This is a genomic window from Bradyrhizobium sp. UFLA05-112 (genome assembly GCF_053572325.1).
In genome coordinates this window covers 129,797-149,510 of record NZ_JBANBK010000006.1, presented here as the reverse complement: position 1 = coordinate 149,510, position 19,714 = coordinate 129,797, and the positions used below count along the sequence as shown (strand labels likewise).

At 64.1% G+C, this 19,714-nt stretch carries 17 protein-coding genes; 8 read left to right on the top strand and 9 right to left on the bottom strand.

Annotated elements, in window-relative coordinates:
- Window positions 1–106: 106 nt before the first annotated feature.
- The 7 genes from SO180_RS05645 to SO180_RS05615 all read left to right on the top strand — a co-directional run bounded on the left by SO180_RS05645 (window position 107) and on the right by SO180_RS05615 (window position 9,029).
- Window positions 107–1,243: an acyl-CoA dehydrogenase family protein gene (locus SO180_RS05645; protein ID WP_449377841.1), complete on the top strand. Its 1,137-nt coding sequence runs from the start codon at window positions 107–109 to the stop codon at window positions 1,241–1,243.
- A gap of 117 nt (window positions 1,244–1,360) precedes the next feature.
- Window positions 1,361–2,521, top strand: a complete 1,161-nt coding sequence (locus SO180_RS05640; protein ID WP_449377828.1) for an acyl-CoA dehydrogenase family protein — start codon at window positions 1,361–1,363, stop codon at window positions 2,519–2,521.
- Window positions 2,522–2,604: 83 nt separating this feature from the next.
- A complete protein-coding gene (locus tag SO180_RS05635; protein WP_449377827.1) occupies window positions 2,605–3,261 on the top strand; it encodes a glutathione S-transferase family protein in 657 nt (218 codons plus the stop codon).
- A 186-nt stretch (window positions 3,262–3,447) separates the two neighbouring features.
- Complete coding sequence (locus tag SO180_RS05630; RefSeq protein WP_449377826.1) at window positions 3,448–4,248, top strand: helix-turn-helix domain-containing protein; 801 nt, start codon at window positions 3,448–3,450, stop codon at window positions 4,246–4,248.
- Window positions 4,249–4,447: 199 nt separating this feature from the next.
- Window positions 4,448–5,314, top strand: coding sequence for a beta-keto acid cleavage family enzyme (locus SO180_RS05625; protein ID WP_449377825.1), 867 nt, complete (start codon window positions 4,448–4,450; stop codon window positions 5,312–5,314).
- A 113-nt stretch (window positions 5,315–5,427) separates the two neighbouring features.
- Window positions 5,428–7,044, top strand: coding sequence for an acyl-CoA carboxylase subunit beta (locus tag SO180_RS05620; protein WP_449377824.1), 1,617 nt, complete (start codon window positions 5,428–5,430; stop codon window positions 7,042–7,044).
- Window positions 7,041–9,029 carry an acetyl/propionyl/methylcrotonyl-CoA carboxylase subunit alpha gene (locus SO180_RS05615; RefSeq protein WP_449377823.1) on the top strand — a complete coding sequence of 663 codons (1,989 nt, stop codon included), beginning with the start codon at window positions 7,041–7,043 and terminating at the stop codon, window positions 9,027–9,029. The genes SO180_RS05620 and SO180_RS05615 overlap by 4 nt, the downstream gene beginning before the upstream one ends.
- 88 nt (window positions 9,030–9,117) lie before the next feature.
- Here SO180_RS05615 and SO180_RS05610 read toward each other — a convergent pair whose 3' ends face one another.
- The 7 genes from SO180_RS05610 to kce all read right to left on the bottom strand — a co-directional run bounded on the left by SO180_RS05610 (window position 9,118) and on the right by kce (window position 16,019).
- A complete protein-coding gene (locus SO180_RS05610; protein WP_449377822.1) occupies window positions 9,118–10,104 on the bottom strand; it encodes an ABC transporter ATP-binding protein in 987 nt (328 codons plus the stop codon).
- On the bottom strand, window positions 10,101–11,111 hold the full coding sequence (locus SO180_RS05605; RefSeq protein WP_449377821.1) for an ABC transporter ATP-binding protein: 1,011 nt from the start codon (window positions 11,109–11,111) through the stop codon (window positions 10,101–10,103). The genes SO180_RS05610 and SO180_RS05605 overlap by 4 nt, the downstream gene beginning before the upstream one ends.
- Window positions 11,111–12,004 carry an ABC transporter permease gene (locus tag SO180_RS05600; RefSeq protein ID WP_449377820.1) on the bottom strand — a complete coding sequence of 298 codons (894 nt, stop codon included), beginning with the start codon at window positions 12,002–12,004 and terminating at the stop codon, window positions 11,111–11,113. The genes SO180_RS05605 and SO180_RS05600 overlap by 1 nt, the downstream gene beginning before the upstream one ends.
- Window positions 12,005–12,013: 9 nt before the next feature.
- Window positions 12,014–12,961, bottom strand: a complete 948-nt coding sequence (locus SO180_RS05595) for an ABC transporter permease (protein ID WP_449377819.1) — start codon at window positions 12,959–12,961, stop codon at window positions 12,014–12,016.
- Window positions 12,962–13,004: 43 nt separating this feature from the next.
- Window positions 13,005–14,603 carry an ABC transporter substrate-binding protein gene (locus SO180_RS05590; RefSeq protein ID WP_449377818.1) on the bottom strand — a complete coding sequence of 533 codons (1,599 nt, stop codon included), beginning with the start codon at window positions 14,601–14,603 and terminating at the stop codon, window positions 13,005–13,007.
- A gap of 190 nt (window positions 14,604–14,793) precedes the next feature.
- The gene (locus SO180_RS05585; protein WP_449377817.1) at window positions 14,794–14,982 is read right to left on the bottom strand and encodes a hypothetical protein; all 189 of its coding nucleotides are present in this window, start codon (window positions 14,980–14,982) and stop codon (window positions 14,794–14,796) included.
- Between the two features lie 98 nt (window positions 14,983–15,080).
- The gene (kce, locus tag SO180_RS05580) at window positions 15,081–16,019 is read right to left on the bottom strand and encodes a 3,5-dioxohexanoate:acetyl-CoA acetone transferase (protein ID WP_449377816.1); all 939 of its coding nucleotides are present in this window, start codon (window positions 16,017–16,019) and stop codon (window positions 15,081–15,083) included.
- 68 nt (window positions 16,020–16,087) lie between these two features.
- Here kce and SO180_RS05575 point away from each other — a divergent pair, with 68 nt between their 5' ends.
- The gene (locus SO180_RS05575) at window positions 16,088–16,864 is read left to right on the top strand and encodes an SDR family oxidoreductase (protein ID WP_449377815.1); all 777 of its coding nucleotides are present in this window, start codon (window positions 16,088–16,090) and stop codon (window positions 16,862–16,864) included.
- A 96-nt stretch (window positions 16,865–16,960) separates the two neighbouring features.
- On the opposite strand, the gene SO180_RS05570 is transcribed toward SO180_RS05575, so the two are convergent.
- Complete coding sequence (locus tag SO180_RS05570) at window positions 16,961–18,511, bottom strand: AMP-binding protein (protein ID WP_449377814.1); 1,551 nt, start codon at window positions 18,509–18,511, stop codon at window positions 16,961–16,963.
- 18 nt (window positions 18,512–18,529) lie between these two features.
- Complete coding sequence (locus SO180_RS05565) at window positions 18,530–19,684, bottom strand: iron-containing alcohol dehydrogenase (protein ID WP_449377813.1); 1,155 nt, start codon at window positions 19,682–19,684, stop codon at window positions 18,530–18,532.
- Window positions 19,685–19,714 lie beyond the last annotated feature (30 nt).

Sequence of the window (19,714 nt, the reverse complement as noted above, 5' to 3'; positions counted from 1 at the left end):
CCCGACGGAAGTCGGATGCTCCCGGCCAGCCACTCGACGCAAGTGGGCGGGTGGTGTTCCGGCCATGGTGGCAACAAGAATCGCCGCCAGCGAAAGCGACCACGCGATGACGAGCCCGTTCTATACCGCCGAGCACGACGCTTTCCGCGCCGTGATGCGCCGCTTCGTCGAAAAGGAGATCGAGCCTCACGCCCAGGAATGGGACGAGGCCGGCGAATTCCCGCGCGCGTTGTATCGCAAGGCTGCGGAGATCGGCCTTTTGGGGCTCGGGTTCCCCGAACAATTTGGCGGCAGCCCCGCCGATCAGTTCATGAAGATCGTGGCCAGCCAGGAGCTGGCGCGCGCCGGTGCTGGCGGTATCAGTGCGTCGCTGATGAGCCATACCATCGGCTCACCGCCGATCGCGCGCGCAGGCCGCGCCGAGATCAAGGCGAGGGTGCTGCCGCAGATCCTCGCCGGCGAAAAGATCTCCGCGCTCGCGATCACCGAGCCCAGCGGCGGCTCCGACGTTGCGAACCTGCGCACCAGGGCACAGCGCGATGGCGATCATTACGTCGTGAGCGGCGAGAAGACGTTCATCACCTCGGGCATGCGCGCCGACTATCTGACCGTTGCCGTGCGCACGGGCGGCGAGGGCGCCGGCGGCGTCAGCCTGCTTCTGATTGATGGCGATACGCCCGGCCTGTCGCGCACCAAGCTGAAGAAGATGGGCTGGTGGGCCTCCGATACCGCGACGCTGCATTTCGACGACTGCCGCGTGCCGGCCGAGAACCTGATCGGCGAAGAAGGGCAGGGCTTCAAGATCATCATGCAAAACTTCAACAGCGAACGCATGGGCATGGCGGCCGGCTGCACGGCCTTTGCCCGCGTCTGCCTCGACGAGGCGGTCGCGTATGCCAAAGAGCGCAAGACCTTCGGCAAGCCGCTGGCCCAGCACCAGGTGATCCGTCACAAGATCGTCGACATGGCGCAGAAGGTTGCTGCCAGCCAGGCTATGCTGGAAATGCTGGCCTGGCGGCTCGAGCAGGGCGAGAGCCCGGTCGCTGAAATCTGCATGATGAAGAACCAGGCGACGCAGACGATGGCGTTCTGCGCCTCGGAAGCTGTGCAGATCTTTGGCGGCGCCGGCTTCATGCGCGGCATCAAGGCCGAGCGCATCTACCGCGAGGTCAAGGTCAACGCCATCGGCGGTGGTACCGAGGAGATCATGAAGGATCTGGCTAGCCGGCAGATGGGGTTGTGATCTTCACCGTCATTCCGGGGCGACGCGAAGCGTCCAATCCGGAATCTCGATATGTAGGACTCATCTCTGGATTCCGGGTTCGCGCTTCGCGCGCCCTGGAATGACGAAGGGAAAGAAATGCTGTTCACTGTCGACCACGACGACATCCGCCGCTCCCTGCAGAAATTCATCGCAGGCGAGATCAACCCCCATGTCGATGACTGGGAGAAGGCGGACGTCTTCCCAGCGCACGAGCTGTTCAAGAAGATGGGCAGCCTTGGCTTCCTCGGGCTGAACAAGCCGGTCGAGTTCGGCGGCTCGGGGCTCGACTACTCGTATGCACTGATGATGGCGGAGGAGTTGGGGTCCATCACCTGCGGCGGGGTGCCGATGGCGATCGGCGTGCAGACCGATATGGCGACGCCTGCGTTGGCCCGCTTCGGCTCCGACGAGGTGCGGCGTGAGTTCCTGGCGCCCTCGATCGCAGGCGATTTCGTCGCCTGCATCGGCGTCTCCGAGCCCGGCGCGGGCTCCGACGTCGCCTCGATCAAGACCAATGCGCGTTCCGACGGCGACGACTACGTCATCAATGGCGGCAAGATGTGGATCACCAACGGCACGCAGGCCGACTGGATCTGCCTGCTCGCCAACACCGGCGATGGGCCCGTTCACCGCAACAAGTCGCTGATCTGCGTCCCCATGAAGAGCAAGGGCGTCACGGTGGCACGCAAGCTCGACAAGATGGGCATGCGCTCCTCCGACACCGCGCAGATCTTCTTCGACAATGTCCGCGTGCCCAAGCGCAACCGGATCGGCGACGAGGGCAAGGGCTTTACCTATCAGATGATCCAGTTCCAGGAGGAGCGGCTGTGGGGTGCGGCCGCCTGCCTGAGGGCGCACGAATACATTATCGACCAGACCATCGAATATACCCGCAACCGCAAGGCCTTCGGCCGGAGCATTCTTGACAACCAGGTCGTGCACTACAAGCTTGCGGAGATGCAGACCGAGGTCGAGCTGTTGCGTGCGCTGGTTTATCGTGCCGGCGAGGCGTTGGTGGCGGGTGAGGACGTGACGAAGCTCGCGACGATGGCCAAGCTCAAGGCCGGCCGTCTCGGCCGCGAGCTCACCGATGCCTGCCTGCAATATTGGGGCGGCATGGGCTTTACCAACGAGACGCCGGTCAGCCGCGCCTATCGCGATAGCCGCCTGACCTCGATCGGCGGCGGTGCCGATGAAGTGATGCTGATGGTCTTGTGCAAGATGATGGGAACGCTGCCCGATAGCATCAGAGTCTGAGCATGATCTTTTCGGAAAACCACTGCACACTTTGCGCTGCCGCGGCCCTTCGGGTCCGGATCATGCTCTAGGGGAACCGCCCGATGATCACGCTCTATCACTGCGACGCCGCGCGCTCCTTCCGCCCGCTCTGGATGCTGGAGGAAATGGGTCTGCCGTATGAGCTGAAGATGCTGCCGTTCCCGCCGCGCGTCTTCGCCAAGGAGTACTTGGCGATCAATCCACTGGGCACGATCCCTTTTTTGATCGACGGCGAGACACGGATGACGGAGTCTTCCGGTATCTGCCACTACCTCGGCACCAGATACGGGCCAACTCCGCTGATGGTCGATGCCAATGATCCCGATTTCGGCGCGTTCCTGAACTGGATGTATTTCAGCGATGCGACACTAACCTTCCCGCAGACGCTGGTACTTCGCTACGCCCAGCTCGAGCCGGAAGAGCGGCGCAATCCCCAGGTCGCCGGCGACTATGCAAAATGGTTCCTGGGTCGCCTGCGCGCGGTGGAGGCAGCGACCGCAAATGCCGAGGCCTTGTGCGCCGGCCGCTTCACCGCCGCCGATATCGTGATTGGCTACGCCCTGCGGCTTGCAGAAAGCATCGGGCTTTCGCGCGATTTCGGTCCAAATGTCGCAGCCTACTGGGCGCGCCTGCAACAGCGCGAGGGTTTCAAGCGAGCAGTAGCGGCGGAGCGTAAGGCGGGAATCGAGCAGAACGTCGCGCCAAGGCTGAGGGCGTGAGGGAACCGTCATTCCGGGGCGCCCGAAGGGCGAGCCCGGAATCTCGAGATTCCGGGTTCGATGCTTCGCATCGCCCCGGAATGACGACTATTTGTGACAGCGCTATCCCGTCGTGACACCATGCAAAATTCCGCTAAGGTGGCCACGTCCGCAGCGGCCAAAAGAGCTGTGCGAGGAGGACCGCCGATGGAAGATAAGGGTCGCGAATCCGACCATTTGATGCTGATCACGCCGGAGCGCGTGTTCTATGCGGGGTTACTCGGCCGGCCGCGCCGGCGGACCGCCGGTTGCTGCCACGTCTATGTCGCGATCAAGGGCAGCCTGCATCTGACCATCGACGACGTCCACACCACCGACATCCTCGTCGTGACCCTGCCGAACCAGCGGCACACCATCGCGAGCGACTATCGCACGGTCATCAGCGTGACGCTCGAGCCCGAGAGCATGCCGGACGGCGTGATTGAGGCACTGGCCGAGCGCCTGACCGGACCGGACAAGGCAGCCTACGCGCGAAAGATCCTCGCGGCTTATGCGTTCCTGCGCCAGCGCCGCTATGGCGATGTCACCACCGCCGAATTCGACGAGATGTGCTTTGGCGAGGCATTGTCGCGCCGTGTGCTCGATCCGCGCGTGATCCGGGCGATCGCGCGCATCGAGCGCTTCTCCGGCGAACCGGTGACGGCGGACACCTGTGCGGCGGAAGCCAGCCTCTCGGCTTCGCGCTTCCTGCATCTGTTCAAGGAAGAGACCGGCATTTCCTTCCGCTCCTTCCGCGCCTGGAAACGCGCGCGGCATCTCCTTCATTTCGCCAACCAGGACCTCAACCTCGCCCATCTCGCGCAGGACATCGGGTATCCCGACAGTACTCATTTCAGCCATTCGATTCGCCGCTTCTATGGCCTGAAGCCGCGCGCCATCTTCGTCGGTTCGCGCGATCTTGCGATCTATCGCAGCGGCGAGACGGCGAAGCTTGCGGAAGCAAGCTAGACTCGCTTCGGGTGGGTTAGCCGAAGGCGTAACCCACCACTTCTGCATCCGCGGGACGCGCCTGTGGGTTACGCTTCGCTAACCCACCCTACGCAGCTACTGCTACGGCAGCCATCCCTAGCTTCTCCGCGCAAGAAGCCGCAGCTTTCGCGTCACATGATCGCAGCGTTGCATTCTCAACCTGCGAGAACCCCAACGCATGAGCGACAAGGCCGTCATCACATGTGCGCTCAACGGCGTGCTCACCGACCCCCGGCAGCACAACGTGCCGGTGACGCCCGAAGAGATGGCGCGCGAGGCCCGGGCTGCGTTCGACGCCGGCGCCAGCATCATGCACATCCATCTGCGCCAGCAAGCGCCGAACAAGGGGCACTTGCCGTCCTGGGAGGTCGGCGTCAGCAAGGAGATCCAGCAGGCGATCCGCGAAGCCTGCCCCGGCGTGATCATCAATCACACCTCGGGCGTGTCGGGGCCGAACTACAGCGGCGCACTCGATTGCATTCGCGAGACGAAGCCGGAGATCGCCGCCTGCAACGCCGGCTCGCTGAACTATCTGAAGGTGAAGGCCGATCACACCTGGGCCTGGCCGCCGATGATGTTCGACAACGCAGTCGAGAAGGTGAAGGACTATCTCGACGTCATGAACGCGGTCGGCACCATCCCCGAGTTCGAATGCTTCGACGTCGGCATCGTCCGCTGCGTCGGCATGTACACCCAAGTCGGCATGTACGAGGGGCCGCTCGAATACAATTTCGTCATGGGCGTTGCCTCCGGCATGCCCGCTGATCCCGAGCTGCTGCCGATCCTGCTCAAGCTGAAGCGTCCCGAGGCGCATTGGCAGGTCACGGCGATCGGCCGCGAAGAAATCTGGCCCCTGCATCAGCGCTGCGCCGATCTCGGCGGGCACCTGAGGACCGGCCTCGAAGACACCTTCTATCTCGCTGACGGCAAGAAGGTGACGTCGAACGGTCAATTGATCGAAGCGGTGGCCGCTTGTGCACGTCGCGCCGGCCGCGAGATCGCGAGTCCGGCCGAGGCGCGGAAGATTTTTGGGACGAACCGGTAGGTATTACCCCCACCGTCATTGCGAGCGAAGCGAAGCAATCCACAATGTATCCGCGGAAACAGCCTGGATTGCTTCGTCGCTTCGCTCCTCGCAATGACGGGTAGGATAGAGCTATGTCCATCATCGAAAACACCATTTCCGCCGGCAACGCCGCCTACCACGCCAACCGTGACGGCATGCTGGCGCTAATCGACCGGATGCGTGCGCTGGAAGAGCGCACGCGCGGGGCGTCCGCCGCCGCAAAGGATCGCTTCCACAAGCGCGGCCAGCTGCTGCCGCGCGAGCGTGTCGCGCTGGTTCTCGACCCCGGCGCGCCGTTCATCGAGCTCTCCACGCTGGCCGGCTACATGTTCGACGTGAGCGATGCCAACACGAGCGTGCCCGGCGGCGGCGTCATCGCAGGCATCGGCTTCGTCTCCGGCATCCGCTGCATGGTCAGCGCCAGCGACGCCGGCATCGATGCCGGCGCGCTGCAACCCTATGGCCTCGACAAGACGCTGCGCGTGCAGGAGCTCGCGCTGGAGAACAGGCTGCCCTATGTGCAGCTCGTCGAAAGCGCCGGCGCCAATCTCCTGCGCTACCGCGTCGAAGACTTTGTTCGCGGCGGCAACATCTTTCGCAACCTCGCGCGGCTCTCTGCGGCGGGCCTCCCCGTTGTCACCGTGACGCATGGTTCGTCGACCGCGGGTGGTGCCTATCAGACGGGTCTGTCCGACTACATCGTCATGGTGCGTGGCCGCACCCGCGCCTTCCTCGCGGGACCGCCGCTGCTCAAGGCCGCAACCGGCGAGTTCGCGACCGAAGAGGAGCTCGGCGGCGCCGAGATGCATACGCAGATCTCCGGTCTCGGCGACTACCTCGCCGAGGACGACCGCGATGCCCTGCGCATCGCGCGTGAAATCATGGCAGCGCTGGAATGGGAGCGGCCGGGCCGGGCGAGCGCGCACTACAAGCCGCCACGCTACGATCAGGACGAGCTGCTTGGCATCATGCCGATGGATCACAAGCGCCCCGTCGACATGAAGCAGGTCATCGCGCGCATCGTCGACGATTCCGACTTCACCGAGATGGCGCCGAATTATGGCCCCGCCACCATTTGTGGCCATGCCCGCATCGAAGGTCAGGCGATCGGCATCATCACCAACAACGGTCCGCTCGATCCGGCCGGAGCCAACAAGGCGACGCACTTCATCCAGGCTTGCTGCCAGACCCGCACGCCGTTGCTGTATCTGAACAACACCACCGGCTACATGGTCGGAAAATCCTATGAAGAGGCCGGCATGATCAAGCACGGCTCGAAAATGATCCAGGCGGTGACGTCGGCGACGGTGCCGCAGATCACCATCTATTGCGGCGCTTCCTTCGGTGCCGGCAATTACGGCATGTGCGGCCGCGGCTTCCATCCGCGCTTCTGTTTCTCCTGGCCCAATGCCAAGACCGCCGTGATGGGCGGCGAGCAGGCGGCCGAGACCATGGCGATCGTGACGGAAGCTGCTGCCGCGCGCCGCGGCAAGCCGATCGAGAGGGACAAGCTCGAGGCCATGAAGGCAGAGATCATCGGCGTATTCGACGGCCAGATGGATGTGTTTTCGACCAGCGCCCGCGTGCTCGATGATGGCGTGATCGATCCGCGCGACACTCGCGCGGTCCTCTCCGAAGTGCTCGCGATCTGCCGCGAGGGCGACGCTCGGACGCCCCAGCGCATGCAATTCTCGGTGGCCCGCCCATGAGGAACGGATCAGTGCAGCACCGGCCGTTCTTCAAGGTGTTGGTCGCCAATCGCGGCGAGATCGCGCTGCGGGTGATGCGCAGCGCGCGCCGTCTCGGCCTTGGCGTCGTCGCGGTCTATTCGGATGCGGATCGCGATGCCTTGCATGTGCGGCAGGCTGACCAGGCCGTACGGATCGGCGAAGCCTTGCCGGCGCAATCCTATCTCAACATATCAGCCATCATTGCCGCTGCGAAAGCGAGCGGGGCGGATGCCGTGCACCCCGGCTATGGCTTCCTCGCCGAGAACGAGGCGTTTGCGAAGGCTTGCAAGGATGCCGGCCTCGTCTTCATCGGCCCGTCGACCCAGGCAATCGAGGCGATGGGTAACAAGGCCGGCGCCAAGGAGATCATGAAGAAGGCCGGCGTGCCTATCGTGCCGGGCTATCAGGGCGCCGACCAGAGTGACGAGGTGATGCTCGCGGAAGCCGGGAAGATCGGCTTCCCCGTGATGATCAAGGCGGTCGCCGGCGGCGGCGGTCGCGGCATGCGGCTGGTGGCTGATGCCGCGGCCTTCCCCGACGCGCTGTGCAGCGCGCGCTCCGAAGCGAAGGCCGCGTTCGGCGATCCCACGGTTATCCTCGAACGCGCGATCCAGGACCCGCGGCACATCGAGATTCAGGTATTCGGCGACTCCTATGGCAACGCCATTCATCTCGGCGAGCGCGATTGCTCCGTGCAGCGACGGCACCAGAAGCTGATCGAGGAGGCGCCGTCGCCGGCAGTGACGCCGGAGTTGCGTGCGAGAATGGGCGAGGTCGCGGTCGCAGCCGTGAGGGCGCTGCGTTATGAGGGCGCCGGCACGCTGGAATTCCTGCTCGACGAAAGCGGCGAGTTCTACTTCATGGAGATGAACACGCGCCTGCAGGTTGAGCATCCCGTGACCGAGGCGATCACCGGCCTGGACCTCGTCGAGCTGCAACTGCGCGTCGCCCGCGGTGAGCCGCTGCCGGTCAAGCAGCAGGACATCAGGTTCTCCGGCCACGCCATCGAAGTGCGGCTGTGCTCGGAGGACGCCGCACACGATTTCATGCCGCAGTCCGGCCGCATCGCGCGCTGGCAGGTGCCGGACGGCATCCGCGTCGAGCACGCGCTGCAATCGGGAACGGAGATTCCGCCGTTCTACGATTCCATGATCGCCAAGGTCATTAGCCATGGCGCGACGCGCGAGGAAGCGCGAGGTCGCCTGATCTGCGGGCTGGAACAGCTCACCGCCTTCGGCGTCGCCACCAACCAGGCGTTCCTGATGTCGTGCCTGCGGCATTCCGGCTTTGCCAAGGGCGAGACGACGACGGCGTTCATCGGCGCGCATCGCGATGAGCTTCTGGTGCCGCGCAAGGACGGAGCGTTCGGCGCTGCGCTCGCAGGCCTGTTGCTTTACGTCACCAACCCGCACGCCCCGTCGTGGCGCGGCGGGCGGAGCTTGGCGACGACGTTTCCGCTGCCGGTGAAGATCGAGATCGAGGGGCACACGCATGAGCTCGAAGTCACGCGCGAGCGTGATGGCAGCTACGTGGTCTCCACTGATGGACAAATGCATCGGTTCGAGGTCGATGAGCTAGATTCAGAGACGATTCGTTTCCATCACGCCGGCCTCATGGACACCGCAAAATTCCTGCGCGATGGCGGTCGGCTTTGGCTCCAGCACCGCGGCTTCCCGCTCGTGGTCGCCGATCTTACCCACGCCGCGCCGAAAGCCGCCGCAGCGAATGGCGGCGACGGCAAGGTCCGCGCCGCCATGAACGGCCGCGTCGTCGCAGTGCTGGTCAAGCCAGGCGACCGCGTCCTCGCCGGCCAGCCGGTGATGATACTGGAGGCGATGAAGATGGAGCACGTCCACAAGGCCGGCATCGATGGCGTGGTCGTGGCGATCGATATCGCCGAGGGTGAGCAAGTGAAGACGGGGAAGGTCGTGGTGGAGATCGAGCCGCAAACACCGCAATCGTAGGGTGGGTTAGCCGGAGGCGTAACCCACCACTTCTCTCGACGTAGAAACAAAAGAGGTGGGTTACGCTTCGCTAACCCACCCTACAATTCTATTGCCCTCGCCCCGTTCCCTCATTGAGCAAGCACGCCACCTGGTGCCCCTCGCTGGCCTCCACCAGCGACGGTCGCTCCGTGTTGCATCGCGCCATCGCAAAGCGGCAGCGCGTGTGGAAGGCGCATCCCGATGGCGGATTGACCGGGCTCGGCACGTCGCCGTCGACCAGCGGCGTGAGCCGCTTCGCGTGCGGATTGGCGATCGGGACCGAGGCGAGCAGCGCCTGCGTATAGGGATGGCGCGGATTTCTGAACAGCTCATCCTTGTCCGCGATCTCGACGATGCGACCGAGATACATCACGGCGACACGGTGGCTGATGTGAGCGACCACCGCCAGATCATGCGCGATGAACAGATAGGAGAAGCCGTGCTGGCGCTGCAGGTCGATCAGGAGGTTGATGACCTGCGCCTGGATCGAGACGTCGAGCGCGGAGACGGGCTCGTCGCAGACGATTAGCCGTGGCTGAAGCGCGAGCGCGCGGGCAATGCAGATGCGCTGGCGCTGGCCGCCGGAGAATTGATGCGGGAAATTGCGCATCTGGTCGGGCCGCAGGCCCACCTGCTCGAACAGTTTTGCGACGCGCGTCTCCAGCGCTTTCCCGCTTGCGAGGCCATGCACTGCGAGAGGCTCGCCGACGATGTCGCCCGCTGTCATGCGCGGGTTGAGCGAGGCAAAGGGGTCCTGGAACACGATCTGCATCGAACGGCGATGCGGCCGCAGCTCGGTCTTGGAGAGATGCGTGATATCCTCACCGTCGAGGCGAATCTGGCCCGAGGTCGGCTCGACCAGCCGCAGCACGCTGCGCGCCACTGTCGACTTGCCGCAGCCGGATTCGCCGACGAGGCCGAGCGTTTCGCCCGTATGAAGCGAGAAGCTGACGCCATCGACTGCATGCACGGTGCCGACCCGCTTGCGCAGCACGCCGGCGCGCACCGGATAGTGCTTGAAGAGGTCGGTGACCTCGAGCAACGTCTCGCTCATGCCACCTCCTCCGCGACCTCGGCCGCACGCCAGCAGGCGGCGAGATGGCCGCCACCCCAATCCTGAAGCGGCGGATATTCGGCCTCGCAGCGCTTGATGGCGAGCTTGCAACGCGGCGCGAAGGCGCAGCCTTTCGGCAGCCGCACCAGCGACGGCACGGTCCCGGGAATCTCGTTCAGCCGCGCCTGCGCCGCGACGCCGGATGCCGGGACCGCCGGGATCGAAGCCATCAACCCGCGCGTATAGGGATGTTTTGGTGCAGCGAACAATGCTTCCACCGTCGCTTCCTCGACCTTCTTCCCCGCATACATTACGATCACGCGCTGCGCGGTCTGCGCCACGACGCCGAGGTCATGCGTGATCAGCACGAGGCCGGTGCCGAGCTCCTTCTGAAGGTCGAGGATCAGCGCGAGGATCTGCGCCTGGATCGTGACGTCGAGCGCGGTGGTCGGCTCGTCCGCGATCAACAGCGCCGGCCGGCAGGCCAGCGCCATCGCGATCATCGCGCGCTGGCGCATGCCGCCGGAAAGCTGATGCGGATATTCCTTCGCGCGCCGGGCCGGCTCGGGAATGCGCACCAGCCGCAGCATCTCGACCGCGATGTCTTGGGCCTCTCTGGTCGAGATGCTGCGATGCAGCCGCACGGCCTCCGTGATCTGGTCGCCGATCCGCATCACCGGATTGAGCGAAGTCATCGGCTCCTGGAAGATCATGGAAATGCGGTTGCCGCGAATGGCGCGCATCTTCGCATCATCCAGTGCGAGCAGGTCAGTGCCCTCGAGCGTCACTGAGCCGCCGACGATGCGGCCGGGCGGGTTGGGCACGAGCCGCATCAAGGAGAGCGCGGTGACGCTCTTGCCGCAGCCGGATTCGCCGACGATCGCCAGCGTCTCGCCGCGCCGCACCTGGAATGAGACGTCGTCGACGGCCTTGAAGAGTCCGGAATTGGTGAAGAACACCGTTTTCAGGTTCCTCACATCGAGCACGAGATCGGAGGTGTCGCTCATCAGCCCCGCTGCCTCGGATCCAGGATGTCGCGCAGCGCGTCACCGAACAGATTGGTGCCGAACACGGCGAGGCTGATCGCGATCCCCGGGAAGATCACCAGCCACGGTGCGGTGCGGACATATTCGGCAGCCGATTCCGACAGCATGCGGCCCCAGGACGGGTAGGGCTCGGGAATGCCGAGGCCGAGGAAGGAGAGCGAGGCCTCGGTGAGGATGGTCGAGCCGAGCTGCGCCGTGGCGAGCACGATCAGCGGCGCCAACGTGTTCGGCAGCACGTGGCGGAGCGCGATCCGCATCTCGCTCATGCCGATCGATTTGGCGGCTTCCACGAACGGCTGCTCGCGCAGGGCCAGCGTGTTGGCGCGGATCACGCGTGCCACCGTCGGGATCAGCGGAATGGCGATCGCGATGATGACGTTGGGCAGCGACGGCCCAAGCGCGGCCGTCATCACCAGCGCCAGCACCAGGAGCGGCAGCGCCTGAAGGATGTCGGAGACACGCTGAAACACGAGATCGACCCAGCCGGAGAGATAGCCCGAGGTGAGGCCGACGATCACGCCGATGGAGGCGCCAAGCGCGGTCGAGCCGATGCCAACCGCGAGCGATATCCGCGCACCGTGGATGATGCGGCTGAAGACGTCGCGGCCGAAAGAATCCGTGCCCATCCAGTGCAGCGCGCTCGGGCGTGCCAGCGCATGCGCGGCATCGACGGTGAGGGGATCGAAGCGGGCGAGGAAATTGGCGAAGATCGCCGTGAACACGAACAGCGTCATGATGATCAGCCCGGCCGCGCCCAGCACATGCCGCTGCGCCAGGAACAGCACGCGCCGCCAACCGCCTGTCGCGCCCGCACCGGCGCGCTTCAGTTCGAGATCATAGTCGATCGCGGCCAAGCAATTCTCCTAGTCCGTATACCGGATGCGCGGGTCGAACACGGCGTACAGCATGTCGACGGTGAAGTTCGCGAACACCACGACGACGGCGATGAACATCACGAGGTTCTGCACGATGGGATAATCCCGCCAGCGGATCGCCTCGACCAGGAAGCGCGCGACGCCGGGAATGTTGAACACGGTCTCGGTCACGATGAGGCCGCCGATCAGGAAGGCCGCTTCGATGCCGATCACGGTGATCACGGGCAACATCGCGTTCTTCAGCGCATGCTGATAATTCACGGCGGCATCGGAGGCACCCTTGGCGCGTGCGGTGCGGATATAGTCCTGCCGCAGCACCTCCAGCATCGAGGAGCGCGTGATGCGCATGGTGAGCGCGGCGCTGCGGAAGCCGACCGCGGCAGCCGGCACCGCATAGGTCGCAAACGCCTCCACCCAGGTCTGCGGATTGGGATTGAAGATCGGCATCTGGCCGAACATCGCGACCGACGCGGTGAGGATCAAAAGCCCGAGCCAGAACGAGGGTAGCGACAGCCCGCTGAGGCTGACGACACGCAACGCATAGTCGAGTTTTGTTCCCTGCTTCACCGCGCTGATGACGCCCAAGGGAATGCCGATCGAGGCGGAGAACAGCAATGCGAGCCCGGCAAGCCGCGCGGTGATGGGAATCCGTGGCAGTATCTCCTGGAGCGCCGGCTTCTCCGAGACATAGGAGTAACCAAAATCGCCGCGAAGAAAGCCGCCGATCCAATGCAGATACTGCATCACCAGCGGCTGATCGATGCCGAGCTCCTTTTCCAGATTGGCCTTGTCTGCGGGATCGACGTAACCGGCAGCCGCAAACAGGATATCGACGATGTTGCCCGGCACGATGCGCAGCAGGAAGAAGATGACGATCGAGATCCCGAACAGGGTCACGAGCATCAGGAAGAGGCGGCGCACCAGATAGGCAAACATCCCAACGCCTCCTGCCGAGCCCCTCAGCTGCCCGTCCGCCGCATTACTTGTCCAGCCACAGATCCTCGTAGCGGTAGCCATTATAGGACGAGTTGGTCATGATCGTCACACCCTTGACATAGGGCTGCCAGCAGGTGCCCATGCGGCTGTGGAAGATGATCGGGCGGGCGACGTCCTCCTGCAGCTTCTTGTCGATCTCCCAAACCAGCTTCTTGCGCTTGCCAGCGTCGGTCTCCTGCGACTGCACGTCGAACAGTTTTTCGATCTCCTTGTTGCAGTAGTTGGTGTAGTTGCGTTCGGAGCCGCAGGAATAGTTCTCGTAGAAGGACTGGTCGGGATCATCCACCGCATTGCCGGTGAGGTTGAGTCCGATCATGTAGTCCTTGCGCGCGACCTTCGGGAACCAGTTCGCGGTTTCCACGACGTCGAGCTCACCGTCGATATAGATGCTCTTGAGCTGGTCGATCAGGATCACCGCGGGGTCGCGATAGACGGGAATGTTGCGCGTGGAAACCTTCACGGCGAGATGCTTATCCGGCCCATATCCGGCCTTTTGCATCAGCTTCTTCGCCTCCTCGCGGTTGGCGTTCACGTCCGGGCCGTAGCCGGGAATGGTCTCCAGCATCTCCTTGGGCATCCCCCACAGGCCGTTCGGCGGCGGCAGCATGGTGCCGCCGATGTCGCCCTGGCCCTCGAACATGATCGAGATGAACGCCTTGCGGTCGAGCGCCAGCGCCATGGCGCGGCGGATGTCGCTATTGTCGAACGGCGGCGCGCTGGAGTTGACGATGATGTTGGTCGCGACATTGGTCGACGCGATCTCGCAGATCGCATTCGGCGCCTGCGACTTGACGTCCTTCACCAGCGGGATCGTCACCTCGGTCGGGAAGGTCATGTCGAACTTGCCGGCGACGAAAGCGAGGATTGCGGTCGAACGGTTCGGGATGATGGTGAACTCGATGCCGTCGAGATAGGGCCGGCCCTTCTTCCAGTAGTCGGGATTGCGGGTCAGCTTGATCGATTCATTGGCCTTGAACTCGACGAACTTGAAGGGACCGGTGCCGATCGGATGCGTGCGCATGTCGCCGGGCGTGACGTGGCAGGGATAAACCGGCGTGTAGCCCGAGGCGAGCAGCGCCAGCAGCGAGGGCTGCGGCCGCTTCAGGTTGAACGAGACCTCGAGATCGCCATTCGTCGAGATGTCATTGACCTCGTTGTACCAGGCCTTGCGCGGGTTCTGCCGGAACTTTTGCTGCGACTTGCCCATCAGCATGTCGAAGGTGCATTTGACGTCGGCCGAGGTGAACGGCTTGCCGTCGTGCCATTTCACGCCCTGGCGCAGCTTGAAGGTCAGCGTCTTGTTGTCATTGACCCAGGCCCAGCTTTCGGCGAGCTCGGGGACGATGTCGTCCATGCTGTTCTGCGGCTCGTCCTGCTTGTAGATGACGAGATTGTTGAAGACGGGCATGAAGGGAATGTTGACCGAATAGGTCGCGCCTTCGTGGATCGAAGCATTTGCGGGGCTGTCGCGGTGGTACATCCGCAGGATGCCGCCTTGCTTGCCCTCGTCGGCCAACGCGATGGTTGAGACCGTCAGCACCGAAAGCGCCGCCATCGCGGCGAGCGCCGTCACGCTCCGCATGCTTCTCTCCCTCGAGCCTCAAGGCCTTGTGCGGCCTGTTTGATCACGACGATAGCCATGCGCGCGAGGGCAGGCAACGGCCAAGGCTGGCGGCGGCCTTGGCAATTCGGATGACGTAAAGCCGCATGCCGCAGTCTCTCACGATGTGAGAGAGGCTGATGTCGTCATTTCGATTGGAACCAGATCGTCTTTAGCGTTGCGCCTGCGCGCGGGATGGCAGCAGCGCCAGTGCGATCGAGGGCAACGGAAAGAACAGGGCGCCCAGGACGAACCAGACGCTCCGCGAGCGTCCCTTCTCCGCCGCGAATTTCGCAGTGCAGCGGCCGCACAGGATCAAGATGGCAAGAAGGCCGGCAATGAAGAGAAACGCGGCGAGCATGGGGGCTCCTGTCAATGCCTGCTGAGCATACAGGACCGCGGTCGCGGCGACGACGGGCGACAACATCCCAGCGAAATCAAAATCCAGAGAGTTGCGGACTACACCTGCAACGTGTCGCCACCCTTCAAATGCAGCATCTCGCGCGCCTCGTCGGAGCTGGCGACCTCGAGGCCGAGGCCCTCGATGATCTTGCAGGCAAGGCGCACCTGCTCGGCATTGGAAGAGGCCATGCGGCCGGGCGCGGCCCAGAGCGAGTCTTCCAGGCCGACGCGGATATTGCCGCCCATGGCGGCGGCCATCGCCGCGATCGGAAGCTGATGCCGTCCGGCGCCCAGCACCGACCAGATGAACTTGTCGCCGAACAGTCGCTCCGCGGTGCGTTTCATGTGCAGCACGTCCTCGGGATGCGGGCCGATGCCGCCCTGCAGGCCGAATACGGTCTGAATGAACAGCGGTGGCTTCACCAGGCCCTGATCGAGGAAGTACTGGAGATTATAGAGATGCGCGGTGTCGTAGCATTCGAACTCGAAACGGGTTCCGGTCTCGGACAGCGTCCTCAGCACGAACTCAATGTCCTGGAAGGTGTTGCGAAACACGATGTCCTTGTTCTCGACATGCTTGCGTTCCCAATCATGCTTGAAGGTCTTGAAGCGGTTGAGCATGCCGAAGAAGCCGAAATTCATCGAGCCCATGTTCAGCGAGGCCACTTCCGGCTTGTAGACCGCGGCAGGCCGCACGCGCTCGTCCACCGTCATTGTTGGCGAGCCGCCGGTGGTGAGGTTGATCACGGCGTTGGAACGCTGCTTGATGATCTTGAGGAACGGCGCAAAGGCCTCCGGCGATTGATCCGGCTGACCGGTTTCGGGGTTGCGCGCGTGCAGGTGCACGATCGCTGCACCGGCTTCGGCGGCTTCCACCGCGGCGTCCGCGATCTCCTGCGGCGTCACAGGCAGGGCAGCGGACATCGACGGCGTGTGGATCGCGCCGGTGACGGCGCAGGTGATGATGACTTTGCGGGCCGATACCTTGCTAACCATGGGTTTGCAACTCCGAGGCGGCTGTGATCTACCGTCACGCTTAGCATCAAGACACGATCGGAGCCATCATGGATCTCGACATCAAGGGGTTGCGCGTACTGGTGACCGCGGGAGCGGGCGGCATAGGGCTTGCAATCGCCCGCCGCTTCCTCGCCGAAGGCGCAAAGGTGCATGTCTGCGATGTCGACGAGATGGCGCTTGCCGCGCTTGCGAACAGCGATATCGCAATTACGCGCTCGCAATGCGACGTCGCTGATCGCGCCGCGGTGAAGACGATGTTCGACGAGGCGGTCCGCGCGCTCGGTGGGCTGGATGTGCTCGTCAACAACGCCGGCATCGCCGGCCCGACCGCGAAGGTCGAGGAGATGAATCCGGAGGACTGGGACCGCTGCGTCGAGGTCTGCCTTACCGGCCAGTTCAACTGCACGCGGCTCGCGGTGCCGCTGCTCCGCGAGAGCGAGAACGCCTCGATCGTCAACATCTCGTCCGCTGCCGGAAAGGTCGGCTTCGCCATGCGCACGCCTTATGCGGCGGCGAAGTGGGGCGTCATCGGCCTCACCAAGTCGCTGGCGATCGAGCTCGGCCCCGACAAGATCCGCGTCAACGCCATTCTGCCCGGTCTCGTCGCCGGCGACCGCCAGCGCCGGGTGCTGGAAGCGAAGGCGCAGCAGCGTGGCATCTCCTACGCCCAGATGGAGCGCATCGCGTTCTCCTATACCTCGATCAAGGACTACGTCACGCCGGAGCAGATCGCGGACCAGATCCTGTTGATGGCAAGCCCCCGCGGTCGCACCATCTCCGGCCAGGCGATCTCGATCTGCGGCGATACGCAGATGTTGGGGTAGGGCGTACCGACAAATTCAGTCGTCGTCCCGGCCTTCGCCGGGACAACACAGAATGTGTGGCGCGCACTTTCCCCATCCATGCCGCGCAAGAACGCCTCACACGATCCTGGACGTCTTGTTCCCCCAATAGCGATCCCGTAGCAGGCGCTTGTAGAGTTTTCCGGTCGGCAGGCGCGGCAATTCCTTTTCGAAGTCGACCGAGCGCGGCACCTTTTGCCGCGACAGTGATTTGGCACAGAACACGATCAGCTCCTCGGCGAGCGCCGGCCCCGGCACCACGCCCGGCATCGGCTGCACCACTGCCTTCACTTCTTCGCCGAGATCGCTGTTGGGCACGCCGAACACCGCGGCGTCGGCGACCTTCGGGTGCGTGATCAGCAAATTCTCGCATTCCTGCGGATAGATGTTCACCCCGCCCGAGATGATCATGAAGGTGGCGCGGTCGGTGAGGTAGAGGAAGCGGTCCGCATCGACATAGCCGACGTCGCCGACCGTGCTCATGCTGCCATCGGCCGAGCGCGCTTCCTTTGTTTTCTCGGGATCGTTGAAATATTCAAAGGCCGAGGCCGTCTTGAACCACACCGTGCCGGCCGTGCCCGTCGGACACTCCTTCATGGTCTCGTCGAGAATATGCAGGTCGCCAAAGAGCACCTTGCCGACGGTGCCGCGATGGGCGAGCCACTCTTCAGTGTTGCAGGCGGTGAAGCCGAGCCCTTCGGTCGCGCCGTAATATTCATGAATGATCGGCCCCCACCATTTGATGATGTCGTCCTTCACCAGCGCCGGGCAGGGCGCGGCAGCATGGATCGCTATCTCGAGAGAGGACAGGTCGTGGCGGGCGCGCACCTCCTCCGGCAGCTTCAGCATGCGCGAGAACATCGTCGGCACGAGCTGGGTGTGGGTGACGCCCCATTTCTCCACGAGCTCGAGGTAACGCTCGGGATCAAAACTCTCCATGATGATCACGGTGCCGCCCATGCGGATCGTCAGATTGACCGCGGCCTGCGGCGCGGAGTGATAGAGCGGCGCCGGCGACAGATAGATCATGCCCTCGCGGTAGTGCCAAAGTTTCGTGAGGAATTCGAACAGTGGCATATTGTGCCGCGGCGGCTCCTCCGCCAGCGGCCGCAAGATGCCCTTCGGCCGTCCCGTCGTGCCTGACGAATACAGCATAGCCGTGCCCAGCCATTCATCGGCGATCGGCGTCTTCGGCAGGCCTGCCGTTGCCTGCTCCAGCCCGACGATGCGGTCGCTCTCACCGGGTCCATCGGCGACGACGCAGAGCTCGACCTTTGGACATTCCTTCAGCGCTTCGCGCGCGATGTCGAGCTTGGCCACCGAGGTGATCAGGATACGCGACTGGCTGTTGGTCAGGATGTAGGCGAGCTCGCTCGGCGTGAGGAACGAGTTGACGCACGTATAGTAGAGCCCGGACCGCTCGCCCGCGCCGCAGGCTTCGAGATAGCGCGAATTGTTCTCCATGAAGATCGAATAGTGGTCGAGCCGCTTCAAGCCCTGCTCGCGAAACAGATGCGCCAAGCGGTTGCTGCGCGCGTCGAGCTCGCGATAGGTGACGGTCTCGCCCGTGCCGGCCATGATGAAGGCGGACTGCAGCGGGCGCCGACGGGCATGCGTACCTGTGTACATCGATCCTCCGAGGTTGCGTCATGCGGCGAGAAGCAGGATTTCGCGCACTTGCGCTGGCGTATCAATCTTGCGTGGGTTGCGCGGCACCCAGGGGGTGCGCATCGCCTGCTCGGCGATGCCATCGAAATGCTCGGGCGATACGCGCACATCGGCGAGGCTGCGCGGCATGCCCAGCGAGCGGATGAAGGCACCCAGCACGTCGGCGGCATCTTTACCGGGAAAGCCCATGGCGGCGGCGACGATCGCCTGGCGCTCGGCATTATCGGGCGCGTTCCAGCGCATCACTGCCGGCAGCATGACGCAGGAAGTGTAGCCATGCGGCACGTCGAAGGCCGCGCCCAGCACGTAACCGATGCCGTGGCTCGCGCCCATGGGAACGCCGGCGGCGAGCGCGCCCATCGACAGCCAGGTGCCGATCTGCGCATCCATCCGCGCGTCGAGATCTGAAGGGTTGGCCTTCACCCGCGGCAACGCATCGGCGAGCATCGCAAGCCCCTTTACCGATTGTGCGTCGGCATAAGGGTGCGTCTCGCGCGAGCAGATCGCCTCGACGCAATGGTCGACAGCACGGATGCCGGTCGAGAGGAACAGCCATTCCGGCGTATGCACGGTGATGGCGGGATCGAGGATCGTCGCGCGCGGCACCATCAGCGGATGGCGCAGCATCTGCTTCACATGGGTGCTGCGGTCGGTGACCCCCGCGATGGAGCTGAACTCGCCGCCGGCGATCGTCGTCGGCACGCTGATCTGGCGGACGCTCGGCGCATTCATCTCGGGCACGACGCCCTTGCGAACGCGGATGCGCTCGATGCCATCGGTGCTGTCGATGTCGTTGGCAAGGCAGAGTTGCACCGCCTTGGCGCCGTCGGTGATCGATCCGCCACCGACGGTGACGATCAGGTCCGCCTTCACGTCTCGCGCCATGTTGGCGGCCGCGATCACCGCCTCGCGCGGCGTGTGCGCTTGCATGGCGTCGAATACGCCCGCACAGCGTGCGCCCAGTGCTTCTCTGATCGTTTGGATTTCGTCGGTCTGCCGATTGAGCGTGCCGGAGACCATGAGGAAGGCGCGGTTCGAGCCCAGGCGGTCCATCTGCGCCAGAATCGCGCCTGCGGCCGGATGGCCGAACACGACCTCCTCGATCGCGCCGAAAACGACACGCCCTTGGTGCACGCCTGTCCTCCCGGACAATTCGTCTTTTCT